General features: G+C 70.8%; 20 protein-coding genes. 5 read left to right on the plus strand and 15 right to left on the minus strand.

Going from position 1 to position 14,693, the window contains the following annotated elements:
• Nucleotides 1-36: 36 nt before the first annotated feature.
• Entirely contained in the window at nt 37-363 is a 327-nt protein-coding gene (locus VM938_09110) for a hypothetical protein (GenBank protein HVF75197.1), read from the minus strand.
• A gap of 128 nt (nt 364-491) precedes the next feature.
• Complete coding sequence (locus VM938_09115; GenBank protein ID HVF75198.1) at nt 492-1,316, minus strand: alpha/beta hydrolase; 825 nt, start codon at nt 1,314-1,316, stop codon at nt 492-494.
• Between the two features lie 43 nt (nt 1,317-1,359).
• Between VM938_09115 and VM938_09120 the strand changes: the two genes are divergently transcribed.
• On the plus strand, nt 1,360-2,064 hold the full coding sequence (locus tag VM938_09120; GenBank protein HVF75199.1) for a helix-turn-helix domain-containing protein: 705 nt from the start codon (nt 1,360-1,362) through the stop codon (nt 2,062-2,064).
• Here the strand turns inward: VM938_09120 and VM938_09125 are convergent.
• Both VM938_09125 and VM938_09130 read right to left on the minus strand, forming a co-directional pair.
• Nucleotides 2,061-2,630 (minus strand): VOC family protein, encoded by a 570-nt coding sequence (locus VM938_09125; GenBank protein ID HVF75200.1) that lies wholly within the window; start codon nt 2,628-2,630, stop codon nt 2,061-2,063. The two genes, VM938_09120 and VM938_09125, sit on opposite strands and share 4 nt — an antisense overlap.
• Before the next feature lie 9 nt (nt 2,631-2,639).
• The gene (locus VM938_09130; GenBank protein ID HVF75201.1) at nt 2,640-2,954 is read right to left on the minus strand and encodes an antibiotic biosynthesis monooxygenase; all 315 of its coding nucleotides are present in this window, start codon (nt 2,952-2,954) and stop codon (nt 2,640-2,642) included.
• 36 nt (nt 2,955-2,990) lie between these two features.
• On the opposite strand from VM938_09130, the gene VM938_09135 reads away from it, so the two are divergent.
• Entirely contained in the window at nt 2,991-3,890 is a 900-nt protein-coding gene (locus VM938_09135) for a carbon-nitrogen hydrolase family protein (protein HVF75202.1), read from the plus strand.
• Nucleotides 3,891-3,901: 11 nt separating this feature from the next.
• Here the strand turns inward: VM938_09135 and VM938_09140 are convergent, their stop codons facing one another.
• From VM938_09140 to VM938_09155, 4 genes are read right to left on the minus strand one after another with little or no spacing between them, the layout of a single operon-like run.
• Entirely contained in the window at nt 3,902-4,984 is a 1,083-nt protein-coding gene (locus tag VM938_09140; GenBank protein ID HVF75203.1) for an iron-containing alcohol dehydrogenase, read from the minus strand.
• Nucleotides 4,984-5,511, minus strand: coding sequence for a histidine phosphatase family protein (locus tag VM938_09145; GenBank protein ID HVF75204.1), 528 nt, complete (start codon nt 5,509-5,511; stop codon nt 4,984-4,986). The genes VM938_09140 and VM938_09145 overlap by 1 nt, the downstream gene beginning before the upstream one ends.
• Nucleotides 5,508-6,302, minus strand: coding sequence for a PIG-L family deacetylase (locus VM938_09150; protein ID HVF75205.1), 795 nt, complete (start codon nt 6,300-6,302; stop codon nt 5,508-5,510). Before VM938_09150 ends, VM938_09145 begins: the two co-directional genes overlap by 4 nt.
• Nucleotides 6,303-6,324: 22 nt before the next feature.
• The gene (locus VM938_09155) at nt 6,325-7,467 is read right to left on the minus strand and encodes a CaiB/BaiF CoA-transferase family protein (protein ID HVF75206.1); all 1,143 of its coding nucleotides are present in this window, start codon (nt 7,465-7,467) and stop codon (nt 6,325-6,327) included.
• A 24-nt stretch (nt 7,468-7,491) separates the two neighbouring features.
• On the opposite strand from VM938_09155, the gene VM938_09160 reads away from it, so the two are divergent.
• Nucleotides 7,492-8,388, plus strand: coding sequence for a TIGR03560 family F420-dependent LLM class oxidoreductase (locus VM938_09160; protein HVF75207.1), 897 nt, complete (start codon nt 7,492-7,494; stop codon nt 8,386-8,388).
• Nucleotides 8,385-9,767 carry a family 1 glycosylhydrolase gene (locus VM938_09165; GenBank protein ID HVF75208.1) on the plus strand — a complete coding sequence of 461 codons (1,383 nt, stop codon included), beginning with the start codon at nt 8,385-8,387 and terminating at the stop codon, nt 9,765-9,767. The genes VM938_09160 and VM938_09165 overlap by 4 nt, the downstream gene beginning before the upstream one ends.
• Before the next feature lie 18 nt (nt 9,768-9,785).
• On the opposite strand, the gene VM938_09170 is transcribed toward VM938_09165, so the two are convergent.
• From VM938_09170 to VM938_09180, 3 genes are all read right to left on the minus strand, one after another.
• Entirely contained in the window at nt 9,786-10,133 is a 348-nt protein-coding gene (locus VM938_09170; GenBank protein ID HVF75209.1) for a hypothetical protein, read from the minus strand.
• A gap of 75 nt (nt 10,134-10,208) precedes the next feature.
• Nucleotides 10,209-10,889, minus strand: coding sequence for a helical backbone metal receptor (locus tag VM938_09175; GenBank protein ID HVF75210.1), 681 nt, complete (start codon nt 10,887-10,889; stop codon nt 10,209-10,211).
• Nucleotides 10,889-11,503, minus strand: coding sequence for a PH domain-containing protein (locus VM938_09180; protein HVF75211.1), 615 nt, complete (start codon nt 11,501-11,503; stop codon nt 10,889-10,891). Before VM938_09180 ends, VM938_09175 begins: the two co-directional genes overlap by 1 nt.
• A 94-nt stretch (nt 11,504-11,597) precedes the next feature.
• Here VM938_09180 and VM938_09185 point away from each other — a divergent pair, with 94 nt between their 5' ends.
• Nucleotides 11,598-12,053 (plus strand): hypothetical protein, encoded by a 456-nt coding sequence (locus VM938_09185; GenBank protein ID HVF75212.1) that lies wholly within the window; start codon nt 11,598-11,600, stop codon nt 12,051-12,053.
• A 160-nt stretch (nt 12,054-12,213) separates the two neighbouring features.
• Here the strand turns inward: VM938_09185 and def are convergent, their stop codons facing one another.
• Genes def through VM938_09205 form a run of 4 tightly spaced genes read right to left on the minus strand, consistent with a single transcriptional unit; the run spans nt 12,214 to nt 14,688 of the window.
• A complete protein-coding gene (def, locus tag VM938_09190) occupies nt 12,214-12,714 on the minus strand; it encodes a peptide deformylase (protein ID HVF75213.1) in 501 nt (166 codons plus the stop codon).
• Between the two features lie 10 nt (nt 12,715-12,724).
• Nucleotides 12,725-13,261 (minus strand): ACT domain-containing protein, encoded by a 537-nt coding sequence (locus VM938_09195; GenBank protein ID HVF75214.1) that lies wholly within the window; start codon nt 13,259-13,261, stop codon nt 12,725-12,727.
• Between the two features lie 30 nt (nt 13,262-13,291).
• Complete coding sequence (locus VM938_09200; protein ID HVF75215.1) at nt 13,292-13,633, minus strand: metallopeptidase family protein; 342 nt, start codon at nt 13,631-13,633, stop codon at nt 13,292-13,294.
• Nucleotides 13,633-14,688 carry a hypothetical protein gene (locus VM938_09205; protein ID HVF75216.1) on the minus strand — a complete coding sequence of 352 codons (1,056 nt, stop codon included), beginning with the start codon at nt 14,686-14,688 and terminating at the stop codon, nt 13,633-13,635. Before VM938_09205 ends, VM938_09200 begins: the two co-directional genes overlap by 1 nt.
• Between the last annotated feature and the right edge of the window lie 5 nt (nt 14,689-14,693).

Genomic DNA, 14,693 nt, shown 5'->3' on the forward strand with positions numbered 1-14,693 from the left:
CGACGGATCGGTCGACAGCTTGAGAACTATCCCTTTTCAAGAGGGGAGGTCGGCTGTGTCGAGGGCGACGCCGTCGATGAGCCGATAGCCCCCGACCTCCTGGGCGGCATAGGCCCAGCGCCCGAACGCCGAGGCCGTGTAGTCGTGCCGCACGATGTGCCCGGCCAGATCGACGTGCAGGACCTGTTGCGGCGCGTGGCCTGCGATGCGCTCGTCGAGGCGCACCGCCAGTTCGTCGCCGCCTCGCGAACTGCGCCGCAAGCGAACGGATGACGCGTCACGGAGCAAGAGCGGCGGCGTGACGTAGGTCCACAGGGCGCCGGCGGCGAACACGCCGACGTCCTCGGGCGTCCAGCGAAGCACCCGCGTCCCGGCGTGGAGGGCGTCGAGCCGGCGCTTGAGCTCGTAGCCGTCGGCGATCTCGTGGCGACCGCGCCCGCTCGAGGCGTTCGACGCAGTGCGCTTGGAGCACCCGCTCGACGACGGCCCGTTCAGCGCGCACGAGCGGCCGACAGCTTCTCGATCTCCGAAGCGACCTCGTCGGGACGCTCGTGCGGCAAGAAGTGGCCCGCGCCCGCGAACACGCGCAGTTCGCCCCGCGCCGCCTCGGCCGTGCGCCTGCCTTGGGCCAGGGGGAAGAACGGGTCCTTGTCGCCCCATCCGACAACCACCGGGACGTCGAGGCCGCGGAGCGCGGACTCGACCGGCGCGTACAGCTCACGCAACCCACGGAGCGCGCCGCTGAAGATGGCAGCGATGGCCCTGTGCTGGCCGTCGTCGCCGATGTAAGTGGCCGCATCCGGCGACGGGCCGGCGCCGACGCCTTGGCGCAGCATCATCGCCAAGGAGGGGCGCGAGAAGATCGCTCGAGCGGCGAGGCCGCCGACCAGCGGCGCGGTGGTGAGCGACAGCGGAAACGGGATCGGCGTGTCGGGGAAGGTGTTCGCGGCCAAGACCAGCAATCCGGCAACGAGATCGGGGCGACGCTCGGCGAGCAGGATGGAGATCGGCCCGCCGAAGTCATGGCCGACGACGACCGCGTCTCGCACTCCTAGGTCGTCGAGAAGGTTCGCCAGGGCGGTCGACTGCGGCGAGGGTCCCAGCGTGTCGAGCGAGGCCGATTTGGGCCTTGCGCTTCCACCGAAGCCCAGGAGGTCGGGGACCACGACCTGTAGCCCGCCGGGCAGCGCCGACGCCACGACGTGCCAGGCGCGTCCGGCACCCGGGATGCCGTGCACGAGCACGACAGTGGCGCCGTCGTGTTCGCCGCGCCGTTCGTACGACATGCCGTCGCGGGATATCGCCGTTTCGAACACCGCGCCTCCTATCTACTTTGTTTTATGAAGTAGAGTCGACAGCGTGCAGGAGCGCAAGTCGTACCGACAGTTCTGCGGCCTCGCCCGTGCCCTCGACCGCATCGGCGATCGATGGACGCTGCTCGTGGTTCGAGAGCTCTTACTCGGCCCCCGGCCGTTCCGGGCGTTGGAGGACGGGTTGCCCGGCATAAGCACGGCCGTGCTCGCTCGGCGACTGGCCGCGCTCGTGAGCGACGGCCTGGTGGAGCGCAGCGCTGCTCCTAAGCGGTCCAAAGCCGTCGAGTACCGCCTCACCGAGGCCGGGCGCGAGCTCGAGCCCGTCGTGCTCGCCTTGGTCAAGTGGGGAGGCCGGTGGATGCTCGACGGGCCGGGCAGCGACCGAGTTGACCCGGCCTGGGCACCCCTCGCGCTGCGCGCTCTGATCGAGGGCACGCCGGCGAGGGGCGACGGAGTCGTTCACATCGACGTCTCGGGATGCGACATCACCATCGTGTCGCGCCATGGGCGCCGCAGCGTGGTGCCTGGGCGGCCTGAAGCTGCCGACGCCAAGGTCATGACCGAACTGCCACTCGCGCTCGCCGTTGCCGCCGGTGAGATGCGCCTCGTCGACACCGATGCCCGCATCAGCGGGCGGGCATCGGTCGCTGCCGCGCTCCTGCAGCCCACCGCCTCGCGGGTTCGGAAGCCGCGGACCGGCGCCAGCGCGGCGACCTCGTCACCGCCCTCGGCGCAGCGCGTGGATCACTAGACGGGGTCGGCGTTCTCCTCGTCGCCCACCAGCGTCGTGCGCGGGAGCCAGGCCAGCTCGCCGTCGTCCATCAGCTCGCGCACGGCGGGCACCGGGTCGGGATCGGCGAAAAACCGCTTGTCCTCGTAGTCGACCGGACGGCCGGTGGCGTCGGCCGCCCACCACGAGGCCTCCAGCGAGATGCCGTTGGGGTCGGTGAAGTACACCGACCGCACGATGGTGTGGTCGACCACCTCGGTGATCTCGCAGCCCGCGGCCAGCAACCGCTCGCGCAGGCGCAGCAGCGCTTCTTCGTCGGGCATGTTGAACGAGATGTGGTCGAGTTGCACCGCCCCGGGGACGGGCACGCCCGCTGCCTTGCGATAGGTCGGCGCGCCCTTCCACTCGAAGAACGCCACCGTGTTCTGCGGACCCATCTCGAAGAAGTAGTGCCGCATGGGCCCCGCCATGACGGTCGCCACCAGTCGCATGCCGAGCACCCCGTGGTAGAAGCGCACGGTCTCGTCCATGTCGGGCGTGACGAGCGCCAGGTGGTTCATGCCCCGCCAGTGCATCTCGGTGGTCATGGCCAAAGGCTACGCCCGTTCGGCACGTTGTTCGACCGCGTACGACCACAGTTCGGCGCCGCTGGCCACTGGCCCGCCACTGCCCTCGGGCCGGGCGTGGCCTTGCTGGAACGACTGCGACGAGGCCCACGCCTGGAAGGCGTCCTCGTCGCGCCAGCGGGTGTAGACGAGCCATGTCTCGCGGCCGTCGGCAGGGCGCAGCAGCTGGAACTCCTCGAACCCCTCGGTCTTCTCCACCTGGCCGGCCCGGGCGGCGAAGCGGGCGGCCATCTCGTCGGCTCGCTCGGCGGGCACGGTGATGGCGTTGATCTTCACGACTGACATGGCCCGACCCTACGCACCACGGCCTACCGTGGGCACATGACCGAGCTCGGGACCGTACGGGTGGCGGCGGTGCAGGCGACGCCGGTGATCCTCGACGCCGAGGCCACCGTCGACAAGGCGATCGCCTCCATCGACGAGGCCGCCGCTGATGGGGCGAAGCTGGTTGTGTTCCCCGAGTGCTTCGTGTCGGTGTACCCCACGGGCGGGTGGGCGGCCGCCGCGGCCACCTGGACCGAGGGCTGCGAGGAACTGTGGGAGCGCATGTGGGCCTCCAGCGTCGACGTGCGGGGGCCGCTGGTCGAGCGGCTGGCCAAGGCCTGTGCGTCCAACCAGGTCCACGTCGCCATCGGGGTCAACGAGCGGGAGGACGACCGCCCGGGCACCCTCTACAACACGCTGTTGATCGTCGGCCCCGACGGCCTCGTGCACCGTCACCGCAAGCTGATGCCGACCATGCACGAGCGGGTGTTCCACGGCTTCGGGGCGGGCGACGACCTCGACGTGGTCGAGCTCCCCGGGGCGGGCCGGGTGGGCGGGCTCATCTGCTGGGAGAACCGCATGCCGCTGGCCCGGTGGGCCGTCTACCAAGGCGGGCCGCAGATCTGGGTGGCCCCCACGGCCGACGACAGCGACGGCTGGCTGGCGTCGATGCGCCACATCGCTCTGGAGGCGGGCGCCTTCGTCGTCAGCGTGCCGCAGTACATCCCCGCCTCTGCCTTCCCCGCCGACTTCCCGCTGCGCCTCCCCGAGGGGGTCGACGTCCTGGGTCGTGGTGGCGCCTGCGTCGTCAACCCCGGCGGCGACATCGTGGCGGGCCCGCTCTACGACACCGAGGGCATCGTGGCGGCCGACTGCGACCTGCGCCAAGCGCTGCACGCCAAGCGGTACTTCGACGTGGCCGGCCACTACAGCAGGGCCGACGTGCTCGACCGCTGACCCCCGCCCAGTCAGTAGGCGGCGAGCAGCAGCTGGCGGGCGTCGTCTTCCGACACCGGGCGGGGGTTGTTCTTCACGTTGGGGTTGCCCTGCGACAGGCGGGCCACGGCGTCGACGTCGTCGTCGGTGACCCCGCATGCCGACAACGTGGCGGGCAGGTCGAGCCGCTCGCGCAGGCGGTCGATGGCATCCGCGGGGTCGTCGGGATCACCCAGCGCGGCGCCGATCCGGTAGGCGGCACCGCCCACCGCTTCTGCGTTGAAGCGCATGGCATGGGCCAAGAGCACGGCGTTGGCCAGCCCGTGGGGGATGCCGGTGCGGCCGCCCACCAACTGCGCCAACCCGTGGTGCACACCCATGGCCGCGTTCTGCAGGCACCGGCCGCCCAGTGCAGCCCCCTCCAGCATGCGCGTGCGAGCGGCCAGGTCGCCGGGGGCGTCGACCACGTCGGCCAACGACGAAGCGATGCGCTCGATGCACGCCAGTGCCACGGCCTCGGCTTCCGGCGTGCGCAACGGCGAATAGGCGCACTCCACCCCGTGGGCCAAGGCGTTCATGCCCGTCTCCGCGCTCACCCGCACGGGCGTGTCGAGGGTCAGCACCGGGTCGTACACCGCGGCCACCGGCGCCAGCGACGGTGCACCCGCCCCGCTCTTGCGCCGCGTGGCCTCGTCGGTCATGCCGAAGAACGGCGTGAGCTCGGCGCCCGAGTAGGTGGTCGGCACCGACACGTGCGGCAGCGCGGCGCCCGCCTGCTGCTCCAAGAAGAAGCACACGGCCTTGCCCAAGTCGGCGGCCGACCCGCCCCCGAACGACACCACGCCGTCGGCCCCGTCGTCGCCCGCTTGGGCCACCGCCGCCTGCACGGCGGAGGTGGGCACGTGCGAGCGCACGCCCGCGAACGTCGATGCCAGCGCCCGGCCCAAGCGGCCCACCACCCGCTCCCCCGCGTCCGACGCCAGCCGTCCTTCGGTGGTCACCAGCAGCACCCGGCGCATGCCCGCCTCACGCACCACATCGCCCAATGTGTCGACGGCGTCGGGGCCGAACACAATCCGCTGTGGGTAGCCCACGTGCGCCCACGCCACACCCATCAGCGCACCACCGTGTCGGCTTCGGTGCCGAGGGACACGAGCGACAGGCGGCCGTCGTCGACCGACACCACCGTCTGCGAGCAGTGGTCGGGGCGGAACCCGGCCACGCCCGCGGCCACTGTGATGAACACGTAGTGGGTGAACACCACGGCCTCGGTGGGCAACGCGCACAACGCCGCTACCACCGATTGCCGCCATGCCTGCAGGTCGGTAGGCCAGTCCTCGAACGGCGTCGACAGCACCGACGCCAGCCACGCCATGCGCCCGGCCAGGTCGTCGGTGGGCGACGGCACCTCGCCTACCGCCGCGTCGACCACCGGTTCCACGCCCCAGTGCGCGGCCAGTGGCGCGGCCGTCTCCCGGGCCCGCCGCAACGGGCTCGTCACGATCAACATGGGTGCCAGCTTGCCCAGCCCGTAGGACAAGGCGGCGGCTTGCTGCCGACCCCGTTCGCTCAGCCCCGGGTCGGTGTCCTCGTTCCACCTGGCCGCGGCCTCGCCGTGGCGCACCAGCACCAGTCGGCTCAAGCCAGGCCCTCGAACACGCTGGTCTCCGCCGTCCCCGCCGGCGCGCCTCGCAGGATGTAGCACTCCAAGCCCCAGATGGCAGCGAAGGCCGGCGGCGGCATGTTCAGGAAGAACGACGTCTCCGAGATCTGGCTGGCGTGCGCCGCCATGGCCTGGCGCTTCTGGTCGAGGAAGCCCGCCACGTCGACCCGCGTGGTGATCTCGGAGGCGGGCTTGCCCATGGTGAACTCCTCAGGGTCGCCGAGGTCGTCCGGCAGCGGCATGCCGAGTTCGTCCGCCATGGCCCACAGGCTCTTGATGTAGTCGTTGTCGAGGGTCGACTCGTAGACCTTGGGCGTGCGGGCCATCTCCGCGGCACGCACGCCCACCCGGTACACCTGGATGTGGTCGGGGTGCCCGTAGCCGCCTGTGTCGTCGTAGACGGTGAGGACGTCGGCCTGCTCCTCCTCGAGGATGTCGGCCAGCCGCCGAGCCGCCTGGTCGACCTCGGCCTGCCAGAAGCAGCCCGGGACGTCGTTCTCGGGGACGCCCATCATCCCTGAGTCGACGTAGCCGAGGAACTCGTAGCGAGCCACGCCGAGCGCCTTGGCCGCGTCGCCCAGTTCTTGCTCGCGCCGCTGCCACAGTTCCTCACCGGGGTCGAGGAAACCCTCGGCCACCTCCCCGTGTTCGCCCCGGGTGGCGGTCACCAGGACGACACGATGTCCGTCGGCCGCCGCCTTGGCCATGGTCCCCCCCGTTGCGATGGCCTCGTCGTCGGGATGGGCGTGGAAGCACACGAGCGTTGCCATGGAGGCATCCTCGCGCGGGAGGTCAGGCTATGGCCCGAGCCTCCCGCAGCTTGGCGACCTCGTCGGCTGCGAAGCCCCAGTCGGCCAACACCTCGTCGGTGTGCTGGCCGGGCTGCGCAGGCGGCCGCTGCACGGCGCCAGGCGTGCGCGAGAAACGAGGCGCAGGGGCGGGCTGGGTGACGCCGGCGACGTCGACGAACGTCTGGCGGGCCACGTTGTGGGGGTGCTTGACGGCCTCTGTCATCGACAGCACCGGCGCGAAGCACACGTCGGTGTGCTCCATCAGCGCGCACCATTCGTCACGGGTCTTGGTGCGGAACACCTCGGCCATGCGCTCCTTGAGCTGCGGCCACCCCGACTTGTCCATCTGCGCGTCGAAGGCGGGGTCGTCGAGGCCGGCCAGGCGGCGTAGCTCGGCGTAGAACTGCGGCTCGATCGAGCCGATGGAGACGTACTCGCCGTCGGCGCACTCGTAGACGTCGTAGAAGGGGGCACCGGTGTCGAGCAGGTTTGTGCCCCGGCCCTCTGTCCACAAGCCAACGCCCATCATGGCGTGGAACATGGTGGTGAGGCTGGCGGCGCCGTCGACCATGGCGGCGTCGACCACTTGGCCCTGGCCTGAGCGGCCCGCCTCCACCAGCGCGGCGGCGATCCCGAAGGCGAGGTACAGCGCACCGCCGCCGAAGTCGCCCACGAAGTTGAGCGGCGGCACCGGGGCTTGGCCCGCCCGGCCCACGGGGTGGAGGGCGCCCGCCAAGGCGATGTAGTTGATGTCGTGGCCTGCAGCCTGCGCGTAGGGGCCGTCCTGGCCCCACCCGGTCATGCGGCCGTAGACGAGGCGGGGGTTGCGGGCCAGGCAGGCGTCGGGGCCGAGGCCGAGGCGCTCGGTCACGCCGGGGCGGAAGCCCTCGATGATCGCGTCGGCCTGCTCGACCAGGCGCAGCACGGTCTCGACGCCGTCGGGGTTCTTGAGGTCGACGCCGATGGAGCGACGGCCGCGGTTGAGGATGTCCCAGTGGGGACGGTCGACCTCGCCGGAGACGAGGGCCGACCGCTCCACGCGGACGACGTCGGCGCCGAGGTCGGCCAGGAGCATGGCGGCGAAGGGGCCGGGTCCGATCCCTGCGAGTTCGACGATACGGATGCCAGTAAGAGGACCAGTCATGGCCGGCGATACTACGGTCCCTTCATGACGGTCTTCGGCGTGCACACGGGGCTCCAGCGCACCACGGTCGACGAGCTGGTGGCCTTGTGGCAGCGCATCGAGTCGCTCGGGTTCGGGTGGATCTCGATCTGGGACCACTTCTACGCCGCCGACATGACGGGCGACGCCGACTGCTTGGAAGCGGTGGCCGCCCACGCCGCGCTGGCGTGCTCCACGGAGCGGGTCACGTGTGGCTCCCTGGTGTACTGCGTGGGTTACCGGCACCCGGCCGTACTGGCCAAGGCGGTGACCACGATCGACCACCTCTCGCACGGGCGCGCCGCCGTCGGGCTCGGCGCCGGGTGGAGCCAGTTGGAGTACGACGCCTACGGCATTCCCTTCCCGGCAGTCGGGGTACGGCTCGACATGCTGGAGGAAGCCGCCGCGTGCGTTCGGGGGTTGTTGCACGACGAGGTCACCACCTTCGACGGCACCCACTTCCGCTTGGCGGCGGCCCGCAACGAGCCCCGGCCGGTGCAGGCCGCACTGCCGGTGTGGATCGGCGGCGGCGGCGAACGGCGCACGTTGCGCATCGCCGCGCAGTACGCCGACGGCTGGAACGTTCCGTTCCTGTCGGCCGAGGACTTCGGCCGCAAGCGGGCGGTGTTGCACTCGCACTGCGAGGCGGTGGGGCGCGACCCGGCGGAGGTCCGCAGCGCGATCAACGTGGGCCTGGCGCGAGACGACGACGACCTGGCCGCCCAGTTCGGCAACATCGCCGCGGCGGTTGCACCCGGCGTGCTGCGGGGCTCCGAGGCCGAGTTGGTCGAGCGGGTCGGCGCCTACGTCGAGGCCGGTGCCGACCAGGTCAACATCGCCCTGCGGGCGCCGTGGGACGTCGGCGCCCTGGAGCGGCTGGCCGGCGCGCTGGGGCTGGCATGAGCGAGTGGGCGCTGCCCGCGGGCTTTCGCTTCGGCGTGGCCACCGCGGGCTTCCAAGTGGAGGGCGGCTACAACGACCGCGGCCAGCCCGCCAACAACTGGGCCGAGTGGGAGCAGTCGGGGCGGGTCGAACGGTCGGGCGCCGCCGTCGAGTTCTGGACCAAGTACGAACGGCACCTCGACCGGGCGGTGGCCGCCGGGTGCGACGCCTTCCGCATGTCGGTGGAGTGGGCGCGGTGCGAGCCCGTGGAAGGCCAGGTCGACGAGGTGGCGGTCGACCACTACAACGCCATCCTCGACGCCTGCCACGACCGGGGGCTGCAGCCGCTGGTGACGCTGCACCACTTCACGCACCCGGCGTGGCTCGGGGTCGACTTCTGGCTGCGGCCCGATTCGCCCGAGCGCTTCGCCGAGTGGGTGGCCTTGGCCGTCGACCGGTTCGCCGGGCGGTGCCGCCACTGGGTCACGATCAACGAGCCCAACGTCTACGCCGTGCAGTCGTACGTCCTCGGCTACTTCCCGCCGGGGCGCAAGCTCAACATCGGCAAGGCCGTGCGGGTGCTCGACCACATGCTGGCGGGCCACGTGCTGGCCTACGAGGTGATCAAGGAACGCCAGCCGCAGGCCGTGGTGACCACCAACACCTACCCGATGTCGGTGTACGAGCCCGACCGGTTGCTGCTCGACGTGCTGCTGGCCCGCAGCAACGGGGTGGGGCGCTACGACATCGGGCCGTGGTTGCGGGAACGGCGGGAGCAGTACCACGCCCGTTCGTTGCGGGCGCCCAGCCGCTTCGAGTGGCTGTTGCGCAAGCGCATCAACTCGGCCGTGCCCATGGAGAAGGCGTTGCCCCGTGCCATCGCCGCTGCATACGACAGCCCGTGCGAGCGCACGCTCGACGTGGTGGCCGTCGACTACTACGACCCCATCGTGCACAGCCACCTCCGGGTGCCGCCGCCCAAGCTGTGGGACGACACCGTGTGGCCCGAGGGGCTGACCCGTTACGCCGAGCTCAACGCCGAGCCGGGCCTCGACCTGTGGGTGGTGGAGAACGGGCTGTGCAACCGGGTGGCGGGCACGTTGTCGTACCCGCGGCGCGACCGGTGGACGCGGCCGCGGTACCTGGCCGCCAACCTCGGCGCGTTGGTGGCGGCGCTCGACGCGGGCATACCGGTCGGTGCGTACTTCCACTGGACGCTGGCCGACAACTACGAGTGGGGCACCTACGAGCCCCGCTTCGGCCTCTACGGCATCGGCCGAGGCGACGGCGGCGTGGAGTGGAGCCACCTCGACTCGATGGGCGACGACTCGGCAGGCGCGTACCGCCGCATCATCGAAGGGTTGCGGGCCGGGGACCGCTCGGTCGTCTCGAACCGGTAGGAACTCCGACCGTTGCCGTTACCGGCGACCGGTGGCCTGTGTGTCGTCGGCGTCGCTGTCATCGAGGTCAGGGTCGATCTCGTCGGCCTTGCGGTGGAGGTCGGCGGCCTCGCTGCGGACCTTCTCAGCCTCCACCCGCTCCTGCTCGGCTTCGAGCTGCTCACGCCGCGCCCGCGCCGCCCGCTCGTCGGCCTCTGCGGCCCGGCGGTCGGCCTCCAGGCCGGTAGCGTGCGCCGCTTCACGGTGCTCGGCCGCCTGCTCGCGCTTGGAATCGATCCTGCGCGACTTCTGCTTCATGGCGACAACGACAACGGCAGCCACGACGAGCAGTACGACTGCGATGAGGACAACTGTGCCGGTTTCCATGGACAACCCGTTCCCGGTTCAGCGCCGCCACAACCAAACCACCGTCTGGAGTACATAGCCCACCTTTTCGGTGGGCTATGTACTCCGGAGTGCGGCTTGCAGGCGCTCGACCGCAGCGGGGGTGCGGACGCCCCACCAGAAGAGGTCTTTGCCGTCGACCACCTCCACCGGGGCGACCTTCTCCAGCTCCGGCACGTGGTCGATGCGGAACGGGTAGGGCTCGGTGGGTGCGAGCACCACGTCGGGATGGCGCTCGACGGCGTCCTCCAACGTGATCGTGGGATAGCGCTCGGGCGCATCGGCGAAGACGTTGGCGATGCCGACCGCAGCGAGCACCGACGAGCCGTAGGTGTCGGCGTTCAGCGTCATCCACGGCCGCCGCCAGATGGGCACGAACGCCGTCTTCACCGCCGCCGGCGGCGGTGACGCAACCGGCGGCCACGGCTCGAAGTGGACGCCCACCCGTTCGGCCAGTCGCACCAGTGCGGGCGCCACGTCGTCGAGCGACCGCACTGTCACCACGTGCACGTCGATGCCGGCATCGGCCAGGGCCTCGGCGTCCTCCCGGCGGTTCTCTTCGTCGTTCACGACCACCAGGTCGGGGCGGAGGTCCGCAATGGCGGCGTTGTCGGGGTTCTTGGTGCCACCGACGTGGGGCAGCGACGGCTGCTCGCAGAACCGGGTGCACGCCACCAGTTCGACCCCCCACGCCAGGAGCGTCTCGGTGACCGACGGAACCAGGCTGACGACCCGCATCACATGCGTTCGAGCAGTTGGGCCTTCTTGGCCTCGAACTCGGCCTGCGAGACGACCCCGCGTTGGCGGAGTTCGTCGAGCTTTTCGATCTGCTCCGGTATCGACCGTTCCCGCACCCCTGTCGCCCGCTCGGCGTCACGGGCGCCCGCCCGCTCCATCTCCCGGTAGATGGTGTTCTGCACCACGAACGGCCGGCGCACGTCGGTGAAGTGCTGCTGGCCCCGTTCGCCCCCCGACTCGATGAGCAGGTCGCCCTTACCGATCAGCCGCTCCAGAAACGTCTGGCTCACCGCGATGTCGTTCACCCGTTCGAGCGGGATCTCCCGGCCCGACTTGCCGAGCACGCCCGCCCGGTGAATGAGCCGGTCGGTGGTCACCACGAAGTTGGTCGACGCCCAGCCCAGGTAACGGGCCACCATCCACACGACGGTGAACATGAGGACGGCGACGGCCGCATACGTGGGCAGGTCGTGGTCGACGGCGTTGGCGACGAGGACGACCAAGGCGGCAGCCACGACGACGGCCAGCGCAGGCTTCACCAGCGCCCACCAGTGGGGCCGGAGGTCGAGGACAATGTCCTCACCCTCGTTGAGCAGCTTCCGCGGGAAGGGCATCGCTGTCGATGGTAGGCGCCGCACTCCCGAAACGAGTGACACTTGGGCGCCAGTCGGTCGTATTCAAGGTGACCACCCCGTCGAGGAGACGACCATGCGCCGTGCTGCCGTTTTTCCCGTGACCTTGCTGGCGGCGAGCCTGCTGATAAGTGCGCCGCCCGCTGCGATGGCGGCCGAGACCGGGTCGTGCAACGGTCACGGTGTCCTGCACACCGCCTCGCCCATCCGCGTCGATGCCCTCGTCAGCACTGTCTACTTCTTCAACGTCCAAGGCGTCTGCATGTTCGGGTATCCCTTCAACACGGTGTTCCGCAACAGCTTCAGCGGCCAAGGCGTGTTGACAGGCCGGTGCGCGTCGTGGAGCGGCCACGGCGAAGTGCACGGCGACCACGAACACGACCACGAGCTGGTCGGCACGACCTGGTTCGTCGGCGACCCGTTGTCGGAGGCGTTCGGCCAGTTCCAGATCGTCCCCGACAGCAGTGCCGGCCAAAGCTGTCTGACCGGCGTCACACGGTGGCTCATCGTCGGCGGCGTGGAGCTGTCCTAGTGCTCCGTCCAGAAACCTTTGCGATGTCCTGGCGACCAGCGACCCCGCTCGCGGCGTTGCTCCTCCTCGAAATACCTTCCAGGTATTCCTTCGTCGTCGCGCCTTCCGAGCGGCGCCGCCGCTTCGCCATGCCACGCGGCCGAGGTTCCTGGACGAAGCACTAGCGATAGACCTTTCGGTGGAACACGGCGTCGGCCGACGCCACCCGGTCGAGGAACAGCAGGCCGTCGAGGTGGTCGATCTCGTGCTGGAACGCACGGGCCTCGAAGGCGTCGACCTGTAGCACCCGGTCCTCGCCCTCGACGGTGATGCCGCGCACGACCAGCTTGGTGGCCCGGGCCACGTCGCCGGTGAGGTCGGGCACGCTCATGCACCCCTCGCGCCCGACCACGGGGCCGTGGGCCAGCACCACTTCGGGGTTGAACAGCACGAGCTCGCCATGGCACGAGCGGGCCTTCTTATGCCCGGTCACGTCGACGGCGAAGGCCCGTAACCCGACGCCGATCTGCGGGGCGGCCAGGCCCACGCACGCGGGCGACACTCGCATGGTGTCGAGCAGGTCCTGGGCCAGCGCGCGAGCGGCGTCGTCGATGCCCTCGACCGGCTTGGCCGGTTGCTTCAGGACCGCCTCGGGCAGCCGCAGGACGGGGCGGACGGGCATGGCGTACCGGCTACAGGATGTCGGCTTCGGACGGGTGCATGGCGCACTCGACCCCGAGGCTGCGGCCCAGCTCGTCGAGGCGGCGGCCGACGTCGGCGGCTTCGACGGTGGGCGGCAACGTGGCGTCGAGCAGCATGGCGTAGACCGGGCGCTCGGCCTCGCCGATCACGCGGGTGGTCACGTCGGTCACGTTCACCCCGTTGTCGGCCAGCAGGCGGGTGACCTGGTGCACGATGCCGGGTTTGTCGGCGCCGTAGACCGACACCGTCCACTCGTCGCCCTCGGGCGAGGCGGGCACGTCGTCGTCGATGGCCCGCACGGCCAGCACCAGGTCGAGGTCACGGGCCGGGGCGCTGAGCGCCTGTTCCAACTGCGAGGCGTCGAGCGCGTCGGGCCCGGCCACCACCAGCATCATGGCGAAGTGCCCGCGCAGGATCGACATCGACGAGTCCTCGATGTTGCAGCCGGTGTCGACCAGCACGCCGGTCACGGCGGCCACGATCCCCGGCCGGTCGGCCCCCACGGCGCTCACTGCGAAGTGCCCCATGGCGGCATTCTGGCACCCGAACAGATCCGGCTAGGCCCAGCCGAGCTCGTCGAGGCGGTCGTCGTCGATGCCGAAGTGGTGGGCCACCTCGTGCACGACGGTGACCCGTACCTGCTGCACCACCTCGGCCTCCGTCGAGCACGCCGAGCAGATCGAGCGCCGGAAGATGGTGATGCGGTCGGGTGTGGCGAACGTGTAGTCGCCCCGCTCGGTCAGCGGCACGCCCTGGTACAGCCCCAGCAGCCCGCCGGGGGGCGACACGTCGTCGACCATGACGGCGACGTTGTCCATCAACCGGCCCAGCTCGGGCGGGATGCTGTCGAGCGCTTCCCCCACCAGCTCGGCGAACCGAGCAGGCTCGACCTCGACCATCAGCCGAGCTTGCCCGCGATGCTCCCGGCCGAACGCAGCGCGGTGCCGTCGGCCCCCGCCGCCGTGTAGTGGTGCGTGGGCCGCTGGTCGGCCTCGGCCAGCAGGTCGGCCAGCAGGCTTGGGAACGGCACATCCCACAGGTACTTGGCCAGCGAGCCGGGGATGGTGTTGACCTCGTTGACGAACAGGTCGTCGCCGTCGACCAGGAAGTCGATGCGGGCCACGCCCCGCACCCCCGCCAACTCGGCCACCTGCGAGGCGATGGTGCGCACCTGCTTCTCCAACGCCTCCGGCAGCACGGCGGGCAGCTCTCGGGGAGCCGACGCCATGCCGCCTTCGCCGCCCGCCGCCAGGTACTTGTCGGCGAAGCCCAGGATGCTGCCGCCCGTGGAGCGCACCGGCTTTTCGATCATCGACAGCTCGACCGACGGCCACGACCGCACGCCCACGTTGAGGTCGTAGGCCTCGGGCCGGTACGGCTCCACCACGTAGCCGTTGCGCAGGTGGGGCGACGACTGGGCCAGCGCGGCAAGCGTGTCGGCATCGTCGACCACCTCGATGCCGATCGACGATCCGCCGAAGCGGGGCTTGACGATCCACGGCCCGCCGAACGCAGGCAGCCCCCCGGTGCGCGGCAGCGACGGCAGGCCCGCGGCCGTCATCACGTTGCCGAAGGCCAACTTGTCCATGCCCAACGCGGCGCCCGCCACCGTCGGCCCCGTGTAACGCAAGCCCGCCAGGTCGAGTGCGGCCTGCAAGGTGCCGTCCTCGCCCGGGCCGCCGTGGCAGCAGTTCACCAGCGGGCCCAGGTCGAGCGGCCGCTTCTTGCCGACGAAGCCCTCCCCCGCCACCAGCCGCAATTGCGGGGCCTTGCGGGGCGGCCCGTCGAGGAAGTCACGTCCCTCCGAGGCGGGGTCGACCTCGAAGAAGTCGCCGGTCTTGGCCCAGTAGATCGCCGTCACCGCACCCAGGGCCCGGGCCGCCTGCAAGCCGGTGAGGATGCTCACGTCGTGCTCGGGCGACGGACCGCCGAAGATCACGGCAGGGTTGGGCACAGCGG

This window comes from Acidimicrobiales bacterium (genome assembly GCA_035536915.1).
Classification (GTDB): domain Bacteria; phylum Actinomycetota; class Acidimicrobiia; order Acidimicrobiales; family JAHWLA01; genus JAHWLA01.

Coding starts and splice junctions, on each gene's coding strand:
- VM938_09125 (HVF75200.1), bottom strand. CDS start 2,630: ATGACCACCGAGATGCACTGGCGGGGCATGAACCACCTGGCGCTCGTC.
- VM938_09130 (HVF75201.1), bottom strand. CDS start 2,954: ATGTCAGTCGTGAAGATCAACGCCATCACCGTGCCCGCCGAGCGAGCC.
- VM938_09135 (HVF75202.1), top strand. CDS start 2,991: ATGACCGAGCTCGGGACCGTACGGGTGGCGGCGGTGCAGGCGACGCCG.
- VM938_09140 (HVF75203.1), bottom strand. CDS start 4,984: ATGGGTGTGGCGTGGGCGCACGTGGGCTACCCACAGCGGATTGTGTTC.
- VM938_09150 (HVF75205.1), bottom strand. CDS start 6,302: ATGGCAACGCTCGTGTGCTTCCACGCCCATCCCGACGACGAGGCCATC.
- VM938_09155 (HVF75206.1), bottom strand. CDS start 7,467: ATGACTGGTCCTCTTACTGGCATCCGTATCGTCGAACTCGCAGGGATC.
- VM938_09160 (HVF75207.1), top strand. CDS start 7,492: ATGACGGTCTTCGGCGTGCACACGGGGCTCCAGCGCACCACGGTCGAC.
- VM938_09165 (HVF75208.1), top strand. CDS start 8,385: ATGAGCGAGTGGGCGCTGCCCGCGGGCTTTCGCTTCGGCGTGGCCACC.
- VM938_09170 (HVF75209.1), bottom strand. CDS start 10,133: ATGGAAACCGGCACAGTTGTCCTCATCGCAGTCGTACTGCTCGTCGTG.
- VM938_09175 (HVF75210.1), bottom strand. CDS start 10,889: ATGCGGGTCGTCAGCCTGGTTCCGTCGGTCACCGAGACGCTCCTGGCG.
- VM938_09180 (HVF75211.1), bottom strand. CDS start 11,503: ATGCCCTTCCCGCGGAAGCTGCTCAACGAGGGTGAGGACATTGTCCTC.
- VM938_09185 (HVF75212.1), top strand. CDS start 11,598: ATGCGCCGTGCTGCCGTTTTTCCCGTGACCTTGCTGGCGGCGAGCCTG.
- def (HVF75213.1), bottom strand. CDS start 12,714: ATGCCCGTCCGCCCCGTCCTGCGGCTGCCCGAGGCGGTCCTGAAGCAA.
- VM938_09195 (HVF75214.1), bottom strand. CDS start 13,261: ATGGGGCACTTCGCAGTGAGCGCCGTGGGGGCCGACCGGCCGGGGATC.
- VM938_09200 (HVF75215.1), bottom strand. CDS start 13,633: ATGGTCGAGGTCGAGCCTGCTCGGTTCGCCGAGCTGGTGGGGGAAGCG.